The sequence below is a fragment of the Bacillus badius NBRC 15713 genome (assembly GCF_001591605.1).
GTDB classification, from domain to species: Bacteria; Bacillota; Bacilli; order Bacillales; family Domibacillaceae; genus Pseudobacillus; species Pseudobacillus badius.
In genome coordinates, this window is record NZ_BCVF01000019.1 from 1 (window position 1) to 14,725 (window position 14,725).

The window sequence follows — 14,725 nt, forward strand, 5'->3', positions numbered from 1 at the left end:
GATCAATTTTGTTTTCTTTCACAAGAACTCTATTATCATATCATTATATCAACGTGAAAGTCAACTCTTTTTTATTTTCTCTTCTCACCGATTTAAAATTTAATTATCGGAGGAATTACATTCTATCATCCATCCCAAGAGAAAGTCAATACCTTTTCAATAAATTAATGGTATGAATAAATCCCTAAACAAATCATAAAAAAAGACGATGTGGTTACACATCGTCTTTTGTATGTTTAATTATTGTTTTTCTACGTTAGCAGCTTGTGGTCCGCGTGGTCCTTCAACAACTTCGAAAGAAACGCTTTGGCCTTCTTCTAAAGTTTTGTAACCTTCGCCTTGAATAGCTGAGAAATGTACGAATACATCATCTTGTCCTTCAACTTCGATGAATCCGAAACCTTTTTCTGCATTAAACCATTTAACTTTACCTTGTAACATGTAAATATCCTCCTCGAGCTAACTTGCTCATTCATTTCTTGCTGTTTATTACTATTTCAAGACGAAAACAACTTTATGTAAAAACTTGCTCTCTTTTGAAACGAACTTAAACAACTGCTTTCACTATACCACCTTTGCTGTTAAAAAGCAAGAAAATGTCGCAATGTATTTGGGTGAAACTTCTTTTTTTAGCGCTTCAGGACTATGGTACCAATCTTCAAAATATTTCATTTTGTTGTTTACAACACCAAAGAGAGTGAATATACTGTATTATAACAGAAAAACAAAATGTAAAACTGTTTTATAAAAGGAGGGAGTTAAGCCATGATGAGTCCATTAGAGTTTTTCAGAACACTGCCGCCAAAAATGTGTCCGGAATGCGGAGAGCATATGCATGAACAAGCCGAGTCTTACATGATGGAATGTGATCGCTGCTTGTCAAAAAAAGATGAATAGACTAACACAAGAAATCAAAAAAGCTGACAGCAGTAATTCTCTATCTGCACTGTCAGCTTTTTGTCTTTGTTTTTACTTACTCAAAAACAAAATGAACGTTTACAACGGTCATTCCTGCCACGTTTGGCCCCCGATCTCTCCAAGGTTTTTCAACGGCTTCTTGGCTGGTCCTTCAATTACTTCGCCTGTGATAGAATAACGCGAGCCATGACAAGGACAATCCCAAGTACGTTCGGCATCATTCCACTCACATTCACACCCCATGTGGGTACATGTCGTATCCACAAGATGCACGGTGCCGTCTTTTTCTTTAAAGGCCCCTGCCCGTGTTCCTTCCCAATTAACAACAATGCCTTGATCGACTGGCAGATTCCCCCGCTCCTTAAAGAAATAATCAAGCTTGCCTTTAATAAATGTTGCAGCGACATCGCTTTGCTGTTTAACAAATTGCTGGATGCCGGGATCAGCTTTAAACCGGTCTGGAGAGAATAATTCGGTATAACGATTTTGTTTATGGACAATTAAATCTGAAAGAAGCCTTGCTGCAGCCACGCTCGTTGTCATTCCCCATTTCTTGAATCCGGTAGCTGAGTAAATATTCTCTGCTTCATCCGCTTTTCCGATATAGGGGATTTTATCCATTGGAACTAAGTCCTGTGTAGACCAAGTAAACAATAACTCTTCTATGCCAAATTCCTTTTCAGCAAAGTCCATTAAGTTCTGGTAATGGCTCTCGGTCGGCTGCCCTTTTCCCGTCTTATGTCCATCCCCGCTGATTAGCAGGACTTCTTCGCCATTGTAAACTGTACTTCGCACAGAACGGGTCGGCTGTTCAGCTGTAATATACATGCCGCCTGGAAATTCTTTTTTAGGCTTAATAGCTATCACATAGGAGCGGGTTGGATGCAATTTAGCAAAATAAAACCCATTGTCATAAAAAGGAAAATGACTTGCCACTACAATATCATGCCCGATAGCCTTTACACCCGACCTCAAGACGACAGCCGGCCTCTCCCCTTTTTCTACATCTTCAGCTGGTGAATGTTCATAGATGGCGCCGCCATTTTTAGTAATGTATTCAACCAGCGGCTTTAGAAATTGCAAAGGATGAAAACGGGCCTGGCCTTTCATTTGCACTGCTTGCTTAAAAGGGGTTTTCCATGGCATCGAATCGACAAGCGATCCTTCGATGCCTAGCTTTTTATAACTTTCTGCTTCTTTCAGCAGGCTGGGCTCTTTTTCCTCAGAGTTTGTATAGACATAAGCCGTTTCCTCTTGAAATCCGCACTCGATTCCCTCTTGCTGGATGGTTTCCCTGATCCAGCGAGCTGCCTCCGCGTTTGCTTCATAATACAGTCTAGCCTGTTCCTCTCCCACAGAGGTAATCAGCTGATCGTAAATTAAATTATGCTGGGCTGTCACTTTCGCCGTCGTATGGCCGGTCGTGCCATTCAGTAACTCATCCGCTTCAAGAATGGCTACTTTTTTTCCTTCCTTAGTCAGCATATAACCTGTTACAATGCCCGTAATGCCGCCGCCTACAATCACAACATCCGCAAATATTTGTTCTTGCAAAATAGGAAAAGACGGCAGTTCTGTATCTGCTCTCCATAATGGTTCACGATTCATTTTCGTCATGACTATTCCTCCTTATAAAACATTGCTTGTTTTATATCTTTCCTTGATTGAGGAAAAGTATGCCAAAGAAAGCAAAGCTTTTTCATTTCCGCCTCTCTTTAAACAGACCATAAGAAAGCCGCCTTCCCATTAAATAGTGAAGGCGGCTCTTTAAAAATTATTTTCCAACGGCTTTTTTCAATGTCTGAACATTATGCTCCATAAGGGTAAAGTAATTTTCTCCCTTCGCCTCGTCTTCTTCAGTCAGTACAGACAGGTTATGAATTTGAAGCGCTTCTGCTTTTAACTCTTTTTGTACAACCTTCGCCACTTTCGGCGTAACATTTTGTTCAAAAATAACGTATTGGATTTGATGCTTTCTCGCTGTTTCAATCATTTCTTTCAGCTGTTTTTGGGAAGGCTCATTAGTAGGGGACAAGCCTGCTACACTGATTTGTTTGAACCCATATTCCTTCTCCCAATAGCCAAACGCAGCATGGGATACGAGAAACTCTTTGTTAGTCGATTGTTCAGCAGCCTTTTGAAACTCTCCATCTAATTTCATTAACTTGCTTTTCAGCTCTTCATAATTTCTTTCGTAGTCCTCTTTGTGCTTAGGATCAAGAGCTGATAATTCATCTTTAATCACACCTGACATATCCGCTGCCAGTACAGGATCGAGCCAAATATGCGGATCCGTTCCTCCATGCGCATGTTCATGGCCGTGTTCTTCATGCCCCTCTTCATCGGCATGCTCGTGATCAGCTTCTTCCTCGCCGGAAGCGTCTTTATGACCATATGATCCCAAGTCGATTTCTTCCCCTACCTCAACAACGCGCACGCCTTCTTTATCCATTGATTTCTTGACTTTTGCGCCGAATGGTTCAAGCCCTAATCCGTTATACATAAACAAATCCCCATCAGCAATATCAATGATGGTTTTGGCCGTCGGTTCGTATGTATGCTCATCTACTCCGGCTGGCAGGATACTTTCGACATCGACATGTTCCTTTCCAATTTCTTCTGTAAAAAACGTTAACGGGTAAATTGTCGTATATACTTTCAGAGCACCCTTTTCTTTGCTGTTGTCTTGTTGACTCCCCTTTTCCTGCCCGCAAGCGGAAAGAAGAAGAACAACAGCAAACACAAAGAAAACTTTTAAAAAGCGGAACAAAATAATTCCTCCTCCAAATATAAATATAAAATGATAATAATCAGCATTATATCGAAATCATTCCGTTTTGTAAATAGTAATCATTTCGATTTATAACCGATACAAAAAGCCAAATGCTCTCTATCTGCATTTGGCTGGATTTTTCTCTTATTTTGTTAAGATAATCGGCTCATCTTTAGTAATTACAATTGTATGTTCAATTTGGGCGACGAGGCTGCCATCCGGTGTTTTAAATGTCCATCCGTCTCCCCCTTCTACGATCATGTCTGCTTTAGCAGAGATAAACGGTTCGAAGGCAATAACCATTCCTTCTTTTAGTAAATCATTATCCCACGGATCAAAATAATTTAATATGTGGTCCGGCGATTCATGAAGTGTGCGTCCGATGCCATGGCCGGTTAAGTTTTTGATCACCGTCAAGCCATTGCGCTTCGCTTCATTCATCACTGCTTTTCCGATTTGGTTTTGCTTAGCCCCTGCTTTTGCTTTCAGCAGGCCCCGCTGAAATGCCTGCTCGGCTGTTTCGCATAGCTTGAAGAGCAAAGGATCGCCCTCGCCTACAACAAAAGAAATGCCTGTGTCCGCAAAATAACCGTCATAAGAGCCGGATACATCAATATTGACAAGATCGCCCTCTTTAATAACACGGCTGCCCGGGATGCCATGGGCCACTTCATCATTCACGCTGATGCACGTATACCCCGGAAAATCATACTCGCTTTTCGGGCCTGATACTGCGCCTTTTTCTGCAAATAGCCGGCCGCCGAGTTCATCCAGCTCTTTAGTCGTTACCCCCGGCTTTGTTGCAGCGCGCATTTCGTCGCGAATTTCTGCCACAATCTTTCCGATTTTCTTCAATGACTGCAGTTCTTCTTCCGTTTTTATAATCATCAAACTCTTCCTTTATCTTAAAATTGTTTCCGTAACATACTATACAGAAAATACCTTTGATTGAAAAGAAGTTCAATCTTTCTCATTCAAAAATCTCCAAGCAGCTGAGGCTAAAATTTTCCCAGCATGGAGCATCGCTTCCTCATCAATATCGAACCGCGGATGATGATGAGGATATACTGCATTTTTTTCGGCATTGCCTGCTCCTGTTAGAAAGAATGTGCCTGGAACATGCTGCAAATAATAGGAAAAATCTTCGCCTACCATTAGCGGTTCTGTTACATAACAATTGTCGCTTCCGAGAACTTCCTCCGCACATGAACGGACAAAACTGGTCTCGCGGGCGTGATTGATAACCGGAGGATACCCTTTGATATATTGATAGTTATAAGAGGCGCCTGCCGCTTCACATAGCGAGCGCACTATCGACTCCATTTTTCGCTCAATCACCTGTTGAACCTCTGTCCGAAACGTTCGCACCGTTCCTTTGATGGCTACTTTTTCCGGAATAATATTGAAAGCATCACCGCCATGAAAAGCGCCGACCGTTATAACAGCCGAATCGAGCGGGCTGACATTGCGGCTGACAATCTGCTGAACGAGCTGCACCCAGTTCGTTCCTAGCATAATCGGATCGACGGTTTCATGCGGCAGCCCGCCGTGCCCGCCTTTTCCAGTAATCTCCACTTCAAAATGATCCGCCGCTGCCATAATCGCCTGCGGCTGAAAAGCAGCCTGTCCTACTGGGATAGTTGACCATAAATGTGTGCCAAAAATCGCATCTACCCCTTCTAAGCAGCCATCCTTGATCATCTCTTTTGCTCCGCCCGGCACAAGCTCCTCTGCAAATTGATGAATCAGCACAACGTTGCCGCTTAACCATTCACGCTTTTCCTGCAGCGCCTTTGCCACCGACAGCAAAGCAGCGGTGTGGGCATCATGTCCGCACGCATGCATTTTTCCAGGAACGGTGGACCGATAAGCCACTTCTTTTAAATCCTGAATAGGCAGCGCATCAAAATCAGCCCGCAAGGCTACTGTTTTCCCCGGCCGCCCCCCGCGAATGATTCCGACTACGCCGCGCCCGCCAACTCCGGTTTTCACCTCTATGCCCATTTCTGTTAACCGGCGGGCAATAAATTTAGGTGTTTCTTCTTCTTCAAATGATAATTCCGGGTGCTGATGCAAGTACCTTCTAACCCTTATTGTTTCTTCAAAATCTCTCTCCAGCTGCTGATAAATTTCCTGCAACATCCTCCCATCCCCCTTCTTTATCTTTCTTCCAGTTCTGTCACTAATTCGATCAGTTTTAATGGGCTGAACGGCTTCGCCAGAAAAAAGTCTGCTCCCGCCTCCTTCGCTTCCTCTAAATTTCTCTGCTGTGTTTTAGCGGTCAGCATGACAATTTTCACGTCACTCGTTTCCCTTACCTTTCGAATTACTTCAATTCCTGTCATTCTCGGCATCATGTAATCCAGAAGCAAAAGGTCAAATGTTTTCTCTTTAAAACATTCAATTGCCTCGTGCCCATCAGCAGCCTCCGTGAGAACATGCCCTTCTTCCTCCAGCGTATCAACGATAAGCATCCGCAATACTTCTTCGTCATCTGCAATCAATATATTCATCAGACCTCTCCCCATTTACTGTCGTCTCTTTTTCCTCCCACAGAGGAAGAAGAACAGAAAAAACACTTCCTTCCCCATATTCGGAAGATACTGTAATGGTTCCTCCATGAGCTTCTGCTATTTCCTTGCAAACTGCGAGTCCTAAGCCAGTGCCGCCGATTTTCCTGCGATCCGAATTATCAATCCGATGAAACTTTTTAAACACATGCGGGATTTCGGCAGCCGGTATGCCAAGTCCTTCATCCTTTATCTTTATGAGCATATTCTTCTCATTGTTCGTTACATACACAGCGACCTGCCCTCCCTGCGGAGAAAACTTCACCGCATTGCCAATTAAATTAGTAAATACTTGGATCAGGCGTTCCTGATCGCCGGACAACCACTTTTTAGAGCGTTGATCAATCAGCTGAAAATGATGGCGGTTCGTCGTCTGGCTGATCGTCTCTATAATTGGCTCTATTAAAGGAGCGGGGTCTACCTTTTCAAATGAACAAGCGAAAGCGCCTGACTCCATTCGCTGCAAGTCTAAGAAGTCATTAATTAAGTTAGTCAGCCGCACAGCTTCCTGATGAATCGTCGTTAAGTATTTTTTCTGCTTTTCTTGATTAAGCGAACGATTCAGCATTAATTCAGTAAAGCCTAAAATACCGGCCAGCGGCGTTCGCAGCTCATGACTGACGGTGCTGACAAGCTCAGATTTCAACTGATCCACCTCGAGCAGGCGGTTTTTCATCTGCTCCGTTTCCGCCAGCATTCTTTCCAGCTCTTCCTGCTGCATCATCAATTCCTCATTATGAGCTGTTAGTTCATGCTCCCTTTCCTGGATCGTTTTCGTCATATGAACAAACGCAGCAGAAAGCACACCAAGCTCATCTTTTCTTTTTATTTGCCGAATATGTACTTCACCGCCCGCCGCTAATTTCTCAGCGGCTGCCGTGAGCTCCTGAAGCGGCTGCCCAAGTTTTCTCGAAAGCAGCCAGACTGCTCCGCTAGTCACGGCAAAAACGAAAACAAAATAACCGGCCACCGCTGCATTAAGCGCCCTTGTCTTCTCCAAAAATTGTTTATACCGCTGGTCAATCAGCTCATTCAGGCCGGATTTTTCCGCTTCAACCGCTTGTATTAAAGAAAGGATCTGATCGGTTGTCCCCAAAGATGACAATTGCCGCACGCCTTCATAATTCCCAGCCTTGACGAGAGCCTCTGCTTTAGGAACCAGTTGATTAGTATACGTACCGTTGAATTCAGCCAGCTCCGCAACGAGCTGTTTTTCCTCTGACGAAGAAGCAAGCGGCTTAAACTTCCGCATCGCCTCCTTTAATTTGCGCGCACTGTTATAGGCTTGCTGAAGTTCTTCTTCATTTTGGAAAGCGATATAACCGCGCATGGAGAAGATCGTATGTTTAAAGCTGCTTTCGACCAGTCCGACCGCCTTCACCTTTTCGTTCATCTTTCTTCTTTCTTCCATGTACTCATCAGCGAGCCGTTTTTCAGCCAGATAAGCAACTGCTGCCCCGGCCATTAAAAGCAAAAGCATGGCTACCATAATGACCAAGAATTGTTTGCGGATGGTTTGGCGGAATAGTGTAATCATGTAACCCTCCTATTCAACGGTCCAGATAGATTAATTGACGATTCTCATCGCAAGCCGGCGCACACGCGCTTCCAGCTCTTTCATGCTGAACGGCTTTGTTAAATAGTCATCCGCCCCTAACTCCAATCCTCTGACAATATCTTTTTCACTTTTTCTTCCTGTCAGCATAACGATGATAAAATCCTCTTCCGGGAATTCCTTTCGAAGCCGCTGGAGTACTTCTACACCATCCATTCTCGGCATGACGCCATCGAGTAAGATAATGTACTTCCCCCCTTGCTTGTACCAATCATCGTTAAAGAAAGCTTCCCCTTCCCGAAAGGAACGAATATCTATCTGATAATTTCCAAATGACATTTTGCGGAGTTGATCTTCAAGAATTTGCCTCATAACCGCATCGTCATCAATAATTCCGATGCGCAGCCACTTTTCTTTATCGATAGAAGGATTAATATCTTGATAGTTTGTTACCTTCCCGCGGCCGTTAATCTTCGAAGAGTAAAGAGCGAGATCTGCTTTTTTCAAAAATTCTCCCGGACGCTCTTCTGTATGATTGACTTCCACTACACCCCCGGAAAAGCTGCAAAAAACAGACTGGCCTTCAAACAAAAACTCATGCTGTTCAAGCTCCTGGATCATGGATTGAATGATTTGCTTCGCCTTTTCTCCCGTGCACCCCGGCATAAGCAAAACAAACTCTTCCCCTCCAAAGCGGATAAAAAAGTCATCCTGGTGAATCCGGCCTCGAACCATGCGGCTAAACTCCTTCAAGACCTCGTCTCCAGAAGTATGGCCATATGTATCATTGATTTTCTTGAAATGATCAAGATCCAGCATCGCTAAAGAAAATGGGGAGTGAGATTCTTTTAATAAATGAAGCTGCCGTTTAATTTCCACATTAAAAAACTTACGGTTAAATGCTCCCGTCAGCTCGTCAATTAATACGACCTCTCTCATTAAATCCCGATAATTCATTTTATTCTTCATACGAATAAGAATTTCATCCGGGTCCGCCGGCAGTTGAATGTAATCAAGGGCGCCTGCTTCATAAGCTTCCATGCGTGCTTGCTTTTCCCTGCTTGAACTAATCGCTATAACAGGCGTAAAACGGTTTCCTGCGATTTCTTGAATCTTTCTCAGCAGTTCGATCCCACTGTTTTTTGGCATATCCAAATCAATCAGCAAAAGATCCGGATGCTTTGACCAAAAAGCAGAAAGCCCCTTTTCCGGTGTCATTGCGGCCAGCACCACCCAGCCTTCTTTTTCCATTTCCCGCCTTAATGCCGTCAGCTTTTCAATATCGCTTTCAATAAACAGAACGACCTCACTGCCCCCGGCTTTTTTCTCTTTTATTGGCTCAATAGGCGGTGTTTCCTCTTGCTCATCATGACCTCCTAGCAGTTCCTTTAAAAAAAGCGGCCACTCTTCCCTGCTCCAGCGCTTGTCGCTCTCCTCATCCAGCTGTTCCAGCTTAGCAGCGGCCACTCTTGAAATATCTTCCAACCCAATCGAGCCGGATGTTCCTTTCAAGGAGTGAAGAAATCGGTACAATTCTCTTTCTGCAAGAAACGGCTGGCTCTTCCAGCGTTGAAAAGTGGTGTCCATTTTCTGAATGAATATTTCCTGATATTTTTTCACACATACCCTTCCCCCTTCCATTAATCATACATAAGCAGGCAGCTTACATAAGTGTATATGATAAATAGTTTGCAAATATTATCTCTCAAAGACGCTATGACGAAAGCTTCATCTAAATATTGTACATGGGTTTTGTTCTTGCTACAACGAATTCACCAACAGCCCGGCAGCAAAAAAAGCTTTGATATCTAACTATGTACAAAGGGACAAAACTGGAAAAGCAATGAACCGACCCATTTTTTCTGAAGAATGGATATGGAAAAAGCCCTTTAAGCAAAGGGCCTTATATTTTATGGAAAGGGGCTCGAATCGTCCATAGGTGGAACAAAGCATTTCATTTTGTTTTAATTCCGGCAATGATTAATCTGGCGAGACCATCCCGCCGGCTCCGGCTGAATCAGTGTCAGGGTGGGCGGCAAATGCGGATAATTCGTTTTCCTCTGGCTCAGGCTTTTGTTGTTCAGCAACTTTCAGCTTGCTAGATAACTTTTCTTGTTCAGCTTTCATCGTAAGATTGCCTCCTTATATCGGCCCCTTTTGTTAACTTTTCCCTTTTTATCCTTTAGTAAACCGACGCAGAAATAATATAGGGCTATCATCGAGTTTCACACAGGTTTTCTTATGTGAAAACGATGCGGTAAAAAGGCTTGAGAGGAACCATCCTATTGGTGGCTTCATATCCTATAAAGGAGATTAATAAAGAAGGTGGTCTTCATTAGAGAGTCAATGTATTTAGATTTTTTATCAAAATTTGGTGTCGGCGGTGCCCACCCAGGAGGCCTTGATTTAACCCAGGAAATATTAAAAAATGAAAAAATCAGCGAGTCTTCCCGTATCTTAGATGTCGGGTGCGGAACTGGGCAAACTGCTGCTTATTTGGCCGATCGCTATGGGGCCAGTATCATCGGCATGGACATTAATCCGATTATGATAGATAAAGCGAAAAAGCGGATCAAACAATGTCAGCTGCCAGTAGAAATCATCCAGGGCTCTATCGAAAATTGCCCTTTGCCGGATGGTCAATTTGATTTGATCCTATCCGAATCTGTATTAGCTTTCGCCGATAAGCCCCGCTCTCTTCACGAGATATTCCGGCTATTAAAGCAAGGCGGCCGTTTTGTTGCTAACGAATTAACGATTAACCAGCAACTAAATTCCACCTATACAGAGGAAATTCAACAATTTTACGGACTGGATTCTGTTTTTACGGAAAAGGACTGGCTCAGTCTGCTTGAAAAAACCGGTTTTACGGATATTAAGACCTCCATCCAAAAACCATCCATGCTTGAAAACAATCCTTCGCCTGAATTCCAATTCTCAGAACATATTGAACCGCACCTTTATATGATACCGGACCAGCATTTGTATATGATGACAAAATACCGGAATATTTTGGACTACAGAGTGTTTTCATGTACCAAAGAATAAACAGGCGGCAGCCGCTGCTGATCGACAAAAGGAGTTCGGAAGGGTCTTATTCCGAACTCCTCAGTCTTTTTATTTTTCCTAGGGATGTCTGCAAGCTTGCAGACATCCCTATATTTAAACAAAGAATGGAAAGAACGGACCAAACCCTCTTATGCCATAGAAAGGAAAGCCAAACAAACCAAACGGGCCAAAAAAGGGATAGAGCCGACTTTCGTCTTCGGTGTGCATAGATGGAGCATTTGATGTGTTCGGCTGATTCGTGTTAGGCATGATGATGTACATGTTATTTTTATCATAGCTATGCAGCAAGCCTTGATAGATCGCACCGTCATTCATTTCTACTTGAATAAATTGATATAAATGCTTTTTACACTTATCGTGTAATTTTTTATGATCCCTCTGGTAATAAGGGGCAGCCTCATTGGTATAGGGTTGCATGATACTTCCTCCTCCAATTCATTATATTTACACATATTCTTAAGCCAGGCTTTATGTTACAAAGTCTTGCCATTATTAAAACTCCTGCTTGAAAAGCCGCAAAATTTTTCCGGCATACTTTTTCGCTGCTGTCCTGCTCTTTGGCCGCTGTCTTCTGTCCTGTTCTTACATCCATTCAATGAATGGTTGTTTATTTTATGGGTAAAGGAGCGATATAATCAATTGAAGCAATTTAAATTCGAAAAAGGAGTTAGATATGATGAGAAAATGGCTGTGGTTTGTTCTCCTGCTAATTGTGATCCTGTCACCGATACTCGTCTGGCAGTTCAAACCAGCTGAAAAACTAGATCTATTAATCTTTGATAAAACCGTGCCGGATGATACATACCGGGAACATCAAGGGCTAATGTGGCTGCTGAATTACAATAAATACACTTCCTCCTCAGGCGCAGCGTACAATAAGAAACTGGACTATGCCGGCATCAGGCCGGACGGCAAAACATATGCGAATCGGCCAATTTCACAGCTGGCCCACTCGCCGCAGCTTATTTACACAGCTGATACATATGGGGTGGATACCGACCGCCGGAAAGCCGTGCACGGAGGCATGAGCCAACAAGAATGGACGGAACTGCAAGAGCTGTATTACGACCATCAGCCGGTGTGGGTGTCAGAATATAACAGCTTTGCCTCCCCTACCTCCAAGAGCGTGCGTGAAAATTTCTTAAACTTTCTAAATATCGACTGGACGGGATGGATTGGCCGCAGCTTTGCGGAATTAGACCCGGATAAGAACAAAGAAATCCCCGCTTCCGCTGTTGAAGCCTATAAAAAACAAGAAAAACAGCCATGGAAAAGCTCAGGACCCGGATTTATATTTATTCATGAAGATGGAAAAGTGGCCGTGCTTGAAGAAAAGCATTTAAAATCCCATAAGCTAACCGTTCAATTTACTGCTCAGGGAAAAAAAGAATTCGGCCTGAAAGAAAGTCCGGGCTATAACTATTGGTTTGATGTCATCGTTCCACGCGACAAAAAGGAAGTGATCGCCAACTACCAGTGGCAATTGACGGAGAAAGGAAAAAAACTACTCAGCCGCAATGGCATTCCTGAGCAATTTGCGGCTATCACGAAAACCGACAAAAACGGCTCGCCCGCCTACTACTTCGCCGGCGATTATAACGATACTAATCACTTGCCTTCTTTTCATAAAGTAGCCGGCCTTATTAAAATGAAAAGCTTATTCACGAAAGAAAACAGAATCGACAGCGAGGCTTTTTACTGGAGCACCTATGTACCGCTGATGGAAAAAATCCTTGATCAGGCCGCTCATGAAAAGCCGGAGAAAAAACAGACACCTGCTATAGAAACTAAAAAAATAGACGGCCTGTCTGTTAATGCCAAGCTAGCCAATGATCAATTTCAAATTTTGAAAAATGGCAAATGGGTGCCGCTGACGATTAAAGGGGTCAATATGGGAATGGGAAAACCAGGAGTTTTTCCGGGAGAAGCAGCTATTACGGAAGAAGAATATTACCGCTGGATCAAGCAAATTGGCGAAATGAACGCCAACGCGATTCGCATCTATACCCTTCATCCGCCTGGATTTTACCGGGCGTTAAAGCGGTACAACGAACAAGCTGATACGCCAATCTATCTCTTCCATGGAATATGGATCGATGAAGCGCCGCTTGAAGAAAAGCTAGATGCGTTCGACAGCAAGATTATGAAGCAGTTTCAATCCGATATTAAGACCATTGTAGACGTGGTGCATGGAAATGCTAAGGTTCCTGAAAGACCTGGGCATGCGAGCGGTTCCTATCAGGCTGATGTTTCTCCTTATTTAATCGGCTGGGTCATCGGGATTGAATGGTATCCCTACATGGTGGATAACACGAATCAAAAGCATCAGGGAAAAGGAGACTTTTCCGGCACATACATGAAAACGAAGGATGCGCAGCCATTTGAGCATTGGCTCGCTTATATGATGGACTACACTCTTAAAGAAGAAGCAGCTAATTATGGGACGCAGCACCCGATCAGCTTTACCAACTGGGTGACAACTGACTTGCTGGATCATCCGTATGAGCCGCTTGAACAGGAAGACTTAGTCGGGGTCAACCCGAATGTCATTCATCCGACAGAAAAGCTTCAAGCGGGTTACTTTGCTGCTTACCATGTGTATCCGTACTATCCGGACTTTTTGAATATTGATAAAAACTATTTGAACTATAAAGATCATCGCGGCCAGCCAAACAGCTATGCTGGATATTTACATGATTTAAAGAAAGCCCATACGATGCCGGTATTGATTGCTGAATTTGGCCTGCCTGCCTCCCGCGGCATTACTCATGCTAACCCATACGGCTGGAACCAAGGCCATAACAGCGAGAAAAAACAAGGAAAAGTGGTCGCCGAACGCTTTGAAGATATTATGAAGGAAGGATATGCCGGAGGGCTTGTCTTTAACTGGCAGGATGAGTGGTTCAAACGGACGTGGAATACAATGGATTTTGATAACCCTAACCGCCGCCCCCATTGGTCAAATGCCCAAACCAACGAGCAGCAATTTGGCATCCTTAGCTTTGACCGCTTCGCCATTCGCGTGGATGGAAAAACGGATGATTGGGAAAAAGCCGGCATTCAGCCTGCCAAGCTAAAGAACAACGATGAAATCAAACAAGCTTTCGTTACTCACGATGAAAGGTACATCTATCTGCGCCTCGATTATAAGAAGGCAAAAGCAGCGGGAATGGATACAACTCTTTTGATCGATACCATACCGAAACAAGGAAACAAAAAGATTCCGTACAATGGCGGCATCTCATCCGGACGAGGCATCGACTTTCTTTTGCGGCTTAACGGCAAACAAGATTCGCGCATGCTTGTTGACAGCTATTACGACAGCCATTATTTTATGTATGGCGAAAAGCTAAAGCTTATTCCTGAAAAAGCGTATGCTTCCAGAAAAAACAACGGGCAGTTCCATAAAATCGAAATGGCTTTAAACAAAACATTAGTGAACCCTGTTACGAAAGAAGTCTATCCGTTTGAGTCATTTGAAACTGGAAAATTGGAAAAAGGAAACGGCAATCCTGCTGATAAAAACTATAACTCTCTAGCTGATTATGAAATCAATAAAGAAACCGGCGTGGCAGAAATACGTATTCCATGGCTGCTTTTAAACGTAAAAGATCCAAGTACGAAGGAAATCGCCAGTGATTATTGGCAAGAGGGCTTGGAAGCCTCACAAACGATCAAAAATATTTCCTTCGCAGTGGCTGCCGGACCAAAAGCAGGCCTATTTACTGGCGATGACTTTTTCTCATACAACTGGAAGAAATGGGAGAAGCCGCAATACGAGGAACGGCTAAAACAATCCTATCCAATAATCAAAGAAGAATTTGCTAAATATAAATAACG

At 43.4% G+C, this 14,725-nt stretch carries 13 protein-coding genes; 3 read left to right on the forward strand and 10 right to left on the reverse strand.

Annotated features, from left to right (window positions below; all coding sequences use genetic code 11):
• Positions 1–240: 240 nt before the first annotated feature.
• Positions 241–441, reverse strand: coding sequence for a cold-shock protein CspD (gene cspD / locus BBA02S_RS10875; protein ID WP_041101023.1), 201 nt, complete (start codon positions 439–441; stop codon positions 241–243).
• Positions 442–765: 324 nt separating this feature from the next.
• Here cspD and yhfH point away from each other — a divergent pair, with 324 nt between their 5' ends.
• Complete coding sequence (yhfH, locus tag BBA02S_RS20300) at positions 766–897, forward strand: protein YhfH (RefSeq protein ID WP_082028256.1); 132 nt, start codon at positions 766–768, stop codon at positions 895–897.
• 108 nt (positions 898–1,005) lie between these two features.
• Here yhfH and BBA02S_RS10880 read toward each other — a convergent pair whose 3' ends face one another.
• The 8 genes from BBA02S_RS10880 to BBA02S_RS20660 all read right to left on the reverse strand — a co-directional run bounded on the left by BBA02S_RS10880 (position 1,006) and on the right by BBA02S_RS20660 (position 9,943).
• Positions 1,006–2,535 carry an FAD-dependent oxidoreductase gene (locus tag BBA02S_RS10880; RefSeq protein ID WP_041114302.1) on the reverse strand — a complete coding sequence of 510 codons (1,530 nt, stop codon included), beginning with the start codon at positions 2,533–2,535 and terminating at the stop codon, positions 1,006–1,008.
• 157 nt (positions 2,536–2,692) lie between these two features.
• On the reverse strand, positions 2,693–3,688 hold the full coding sequence (locus BBA02S_RS10885) for a metal ABC transporter solute-binding protein, Zn/Mn family (protein ID WP_041101020.1): 996 nt from the start codon (positions 3,686–3,688) through the stop codon (positions 2,693–2,695).
• A gap of 147 nt (positions 3,689–3,835) precedes the next feature.
• Positions 3,836–4,579, reverse strand: coding sequence for a type I methionyl aminopeptidase (gene map, locus BBA02S_RS10890; RefSeq protein WP_041101018.1), 744 nt, complete (start codon positions 4,577–4,579; stop codon positions 3,836–3,838).
• A gap of 72 nt (positions 4,580–4,651) precedes the next feature.
• On the reverse strand, positions 4,652–5,833 hold the full coding sequence (locus tag BBA02S_RS10895; RefSeq protein ID WP_156141506.1) for an amidohydrolase: 1,182 nt from the start codon (positions 5,831–5,833) through the stop codon (positions 4,652–4,654).
• A 17-nt stretch (positions 5,834–5,850) separates the two neighbouring features.
• Positions 5,851–6,207 (reverse strand): response regulator, encoded by a 357-nt coding sequence (locus tag BBA02S_RS10900; RefSeq protein WP_156141508.1) that lies wholly within the window; start codon positions 6,205–6,207, stop codon positions 5,851–5,853.
• Positions 6,182–7,798, reverse strand: a complete 1,617-nt coding sequence (locus tag BBA02S_RS10905) for a sensor histidine kinase (protein ID WP_041114300.1) — start codon at positions 7,796–7,798, stop codon at positions 6,182–6,184. The genes BBA02S_RS10900 and BBA02S_RS10905 overlap by 26 nt, the downstream gene beginning before the upstream one ends.
• Positions 7,799–7,828: 30 nt before the next feature.
• Positions 7,829–9,436, reverse strand: a complete 1,608-nt coding sequence (locus tag BBA02S_RS10910) for a response regulator (protein WP_041101011.1) — start codon at positions 9,434–9,436, stop codon at positions 7,829–7,831.
• 360 nt (positions 9,437–9,796) lie between these two features.
• Positions 9,797–9,943: a hypothetical protein gene (locus BBA02S_RS20660; protein ID WP_156136662.1), complete on the reverse strand. Its 147-nt coding sequence runs from the start codon at positions 9,941–9,943 to the stop codon at positions 9,797–9,799.
• 198 nt (positions 9,944–10,141) lie between these two features.
• On the opposite strand from BBA02S_RS20660, the gene BBA02S_RS10915 reads away from it, so the two are divergent.
• Positions 10,142–10,864, forward strand: a complete 723-nt coding sequence (locus BBA02S_RS10915) for a class I SAM-dependent methyltransferase (protein WP_231557215.1) — start codon at positions 10,142–10,144, stop codon at positions 10,862–10,864.
• 114 nt (positions 10,865–10,978) lie between these two features.
• Here BBA02S_RS10915 and BBA02S_RS10920 read toward each other — a convergent pair whose 3' ends face one another.
• On the reverse strand, positions 10,979–11,302 hold the full coding sequence (locus BBA02S_RS10920; RefSeq protein WP_041101009.1) for a hypothetical protein: 324 nt from the start codon (positions 11,300–11,302) through the stop codon (positions 10,979–10,981).
• Positions 11,303–11,558: 256 nt separating this feature from the next.
• Here BBA02S_RS10920 and BBA02S_RS10925 point away from each other — a divergent pair, with 256 nt between their 5' ends.
• Positions 11,559–14,723, forward strand: coding sequence for a hypothetical protein (locus BBA02S_RS10925; RefSeq protein ID WP_082040270.1), 3,165 nt, complete (start codon positions 11,559–11,561; stop codon positions 14,721–14,723).
• Positions 14,724–14,725 lie beyond the last annotated feature (2 nt).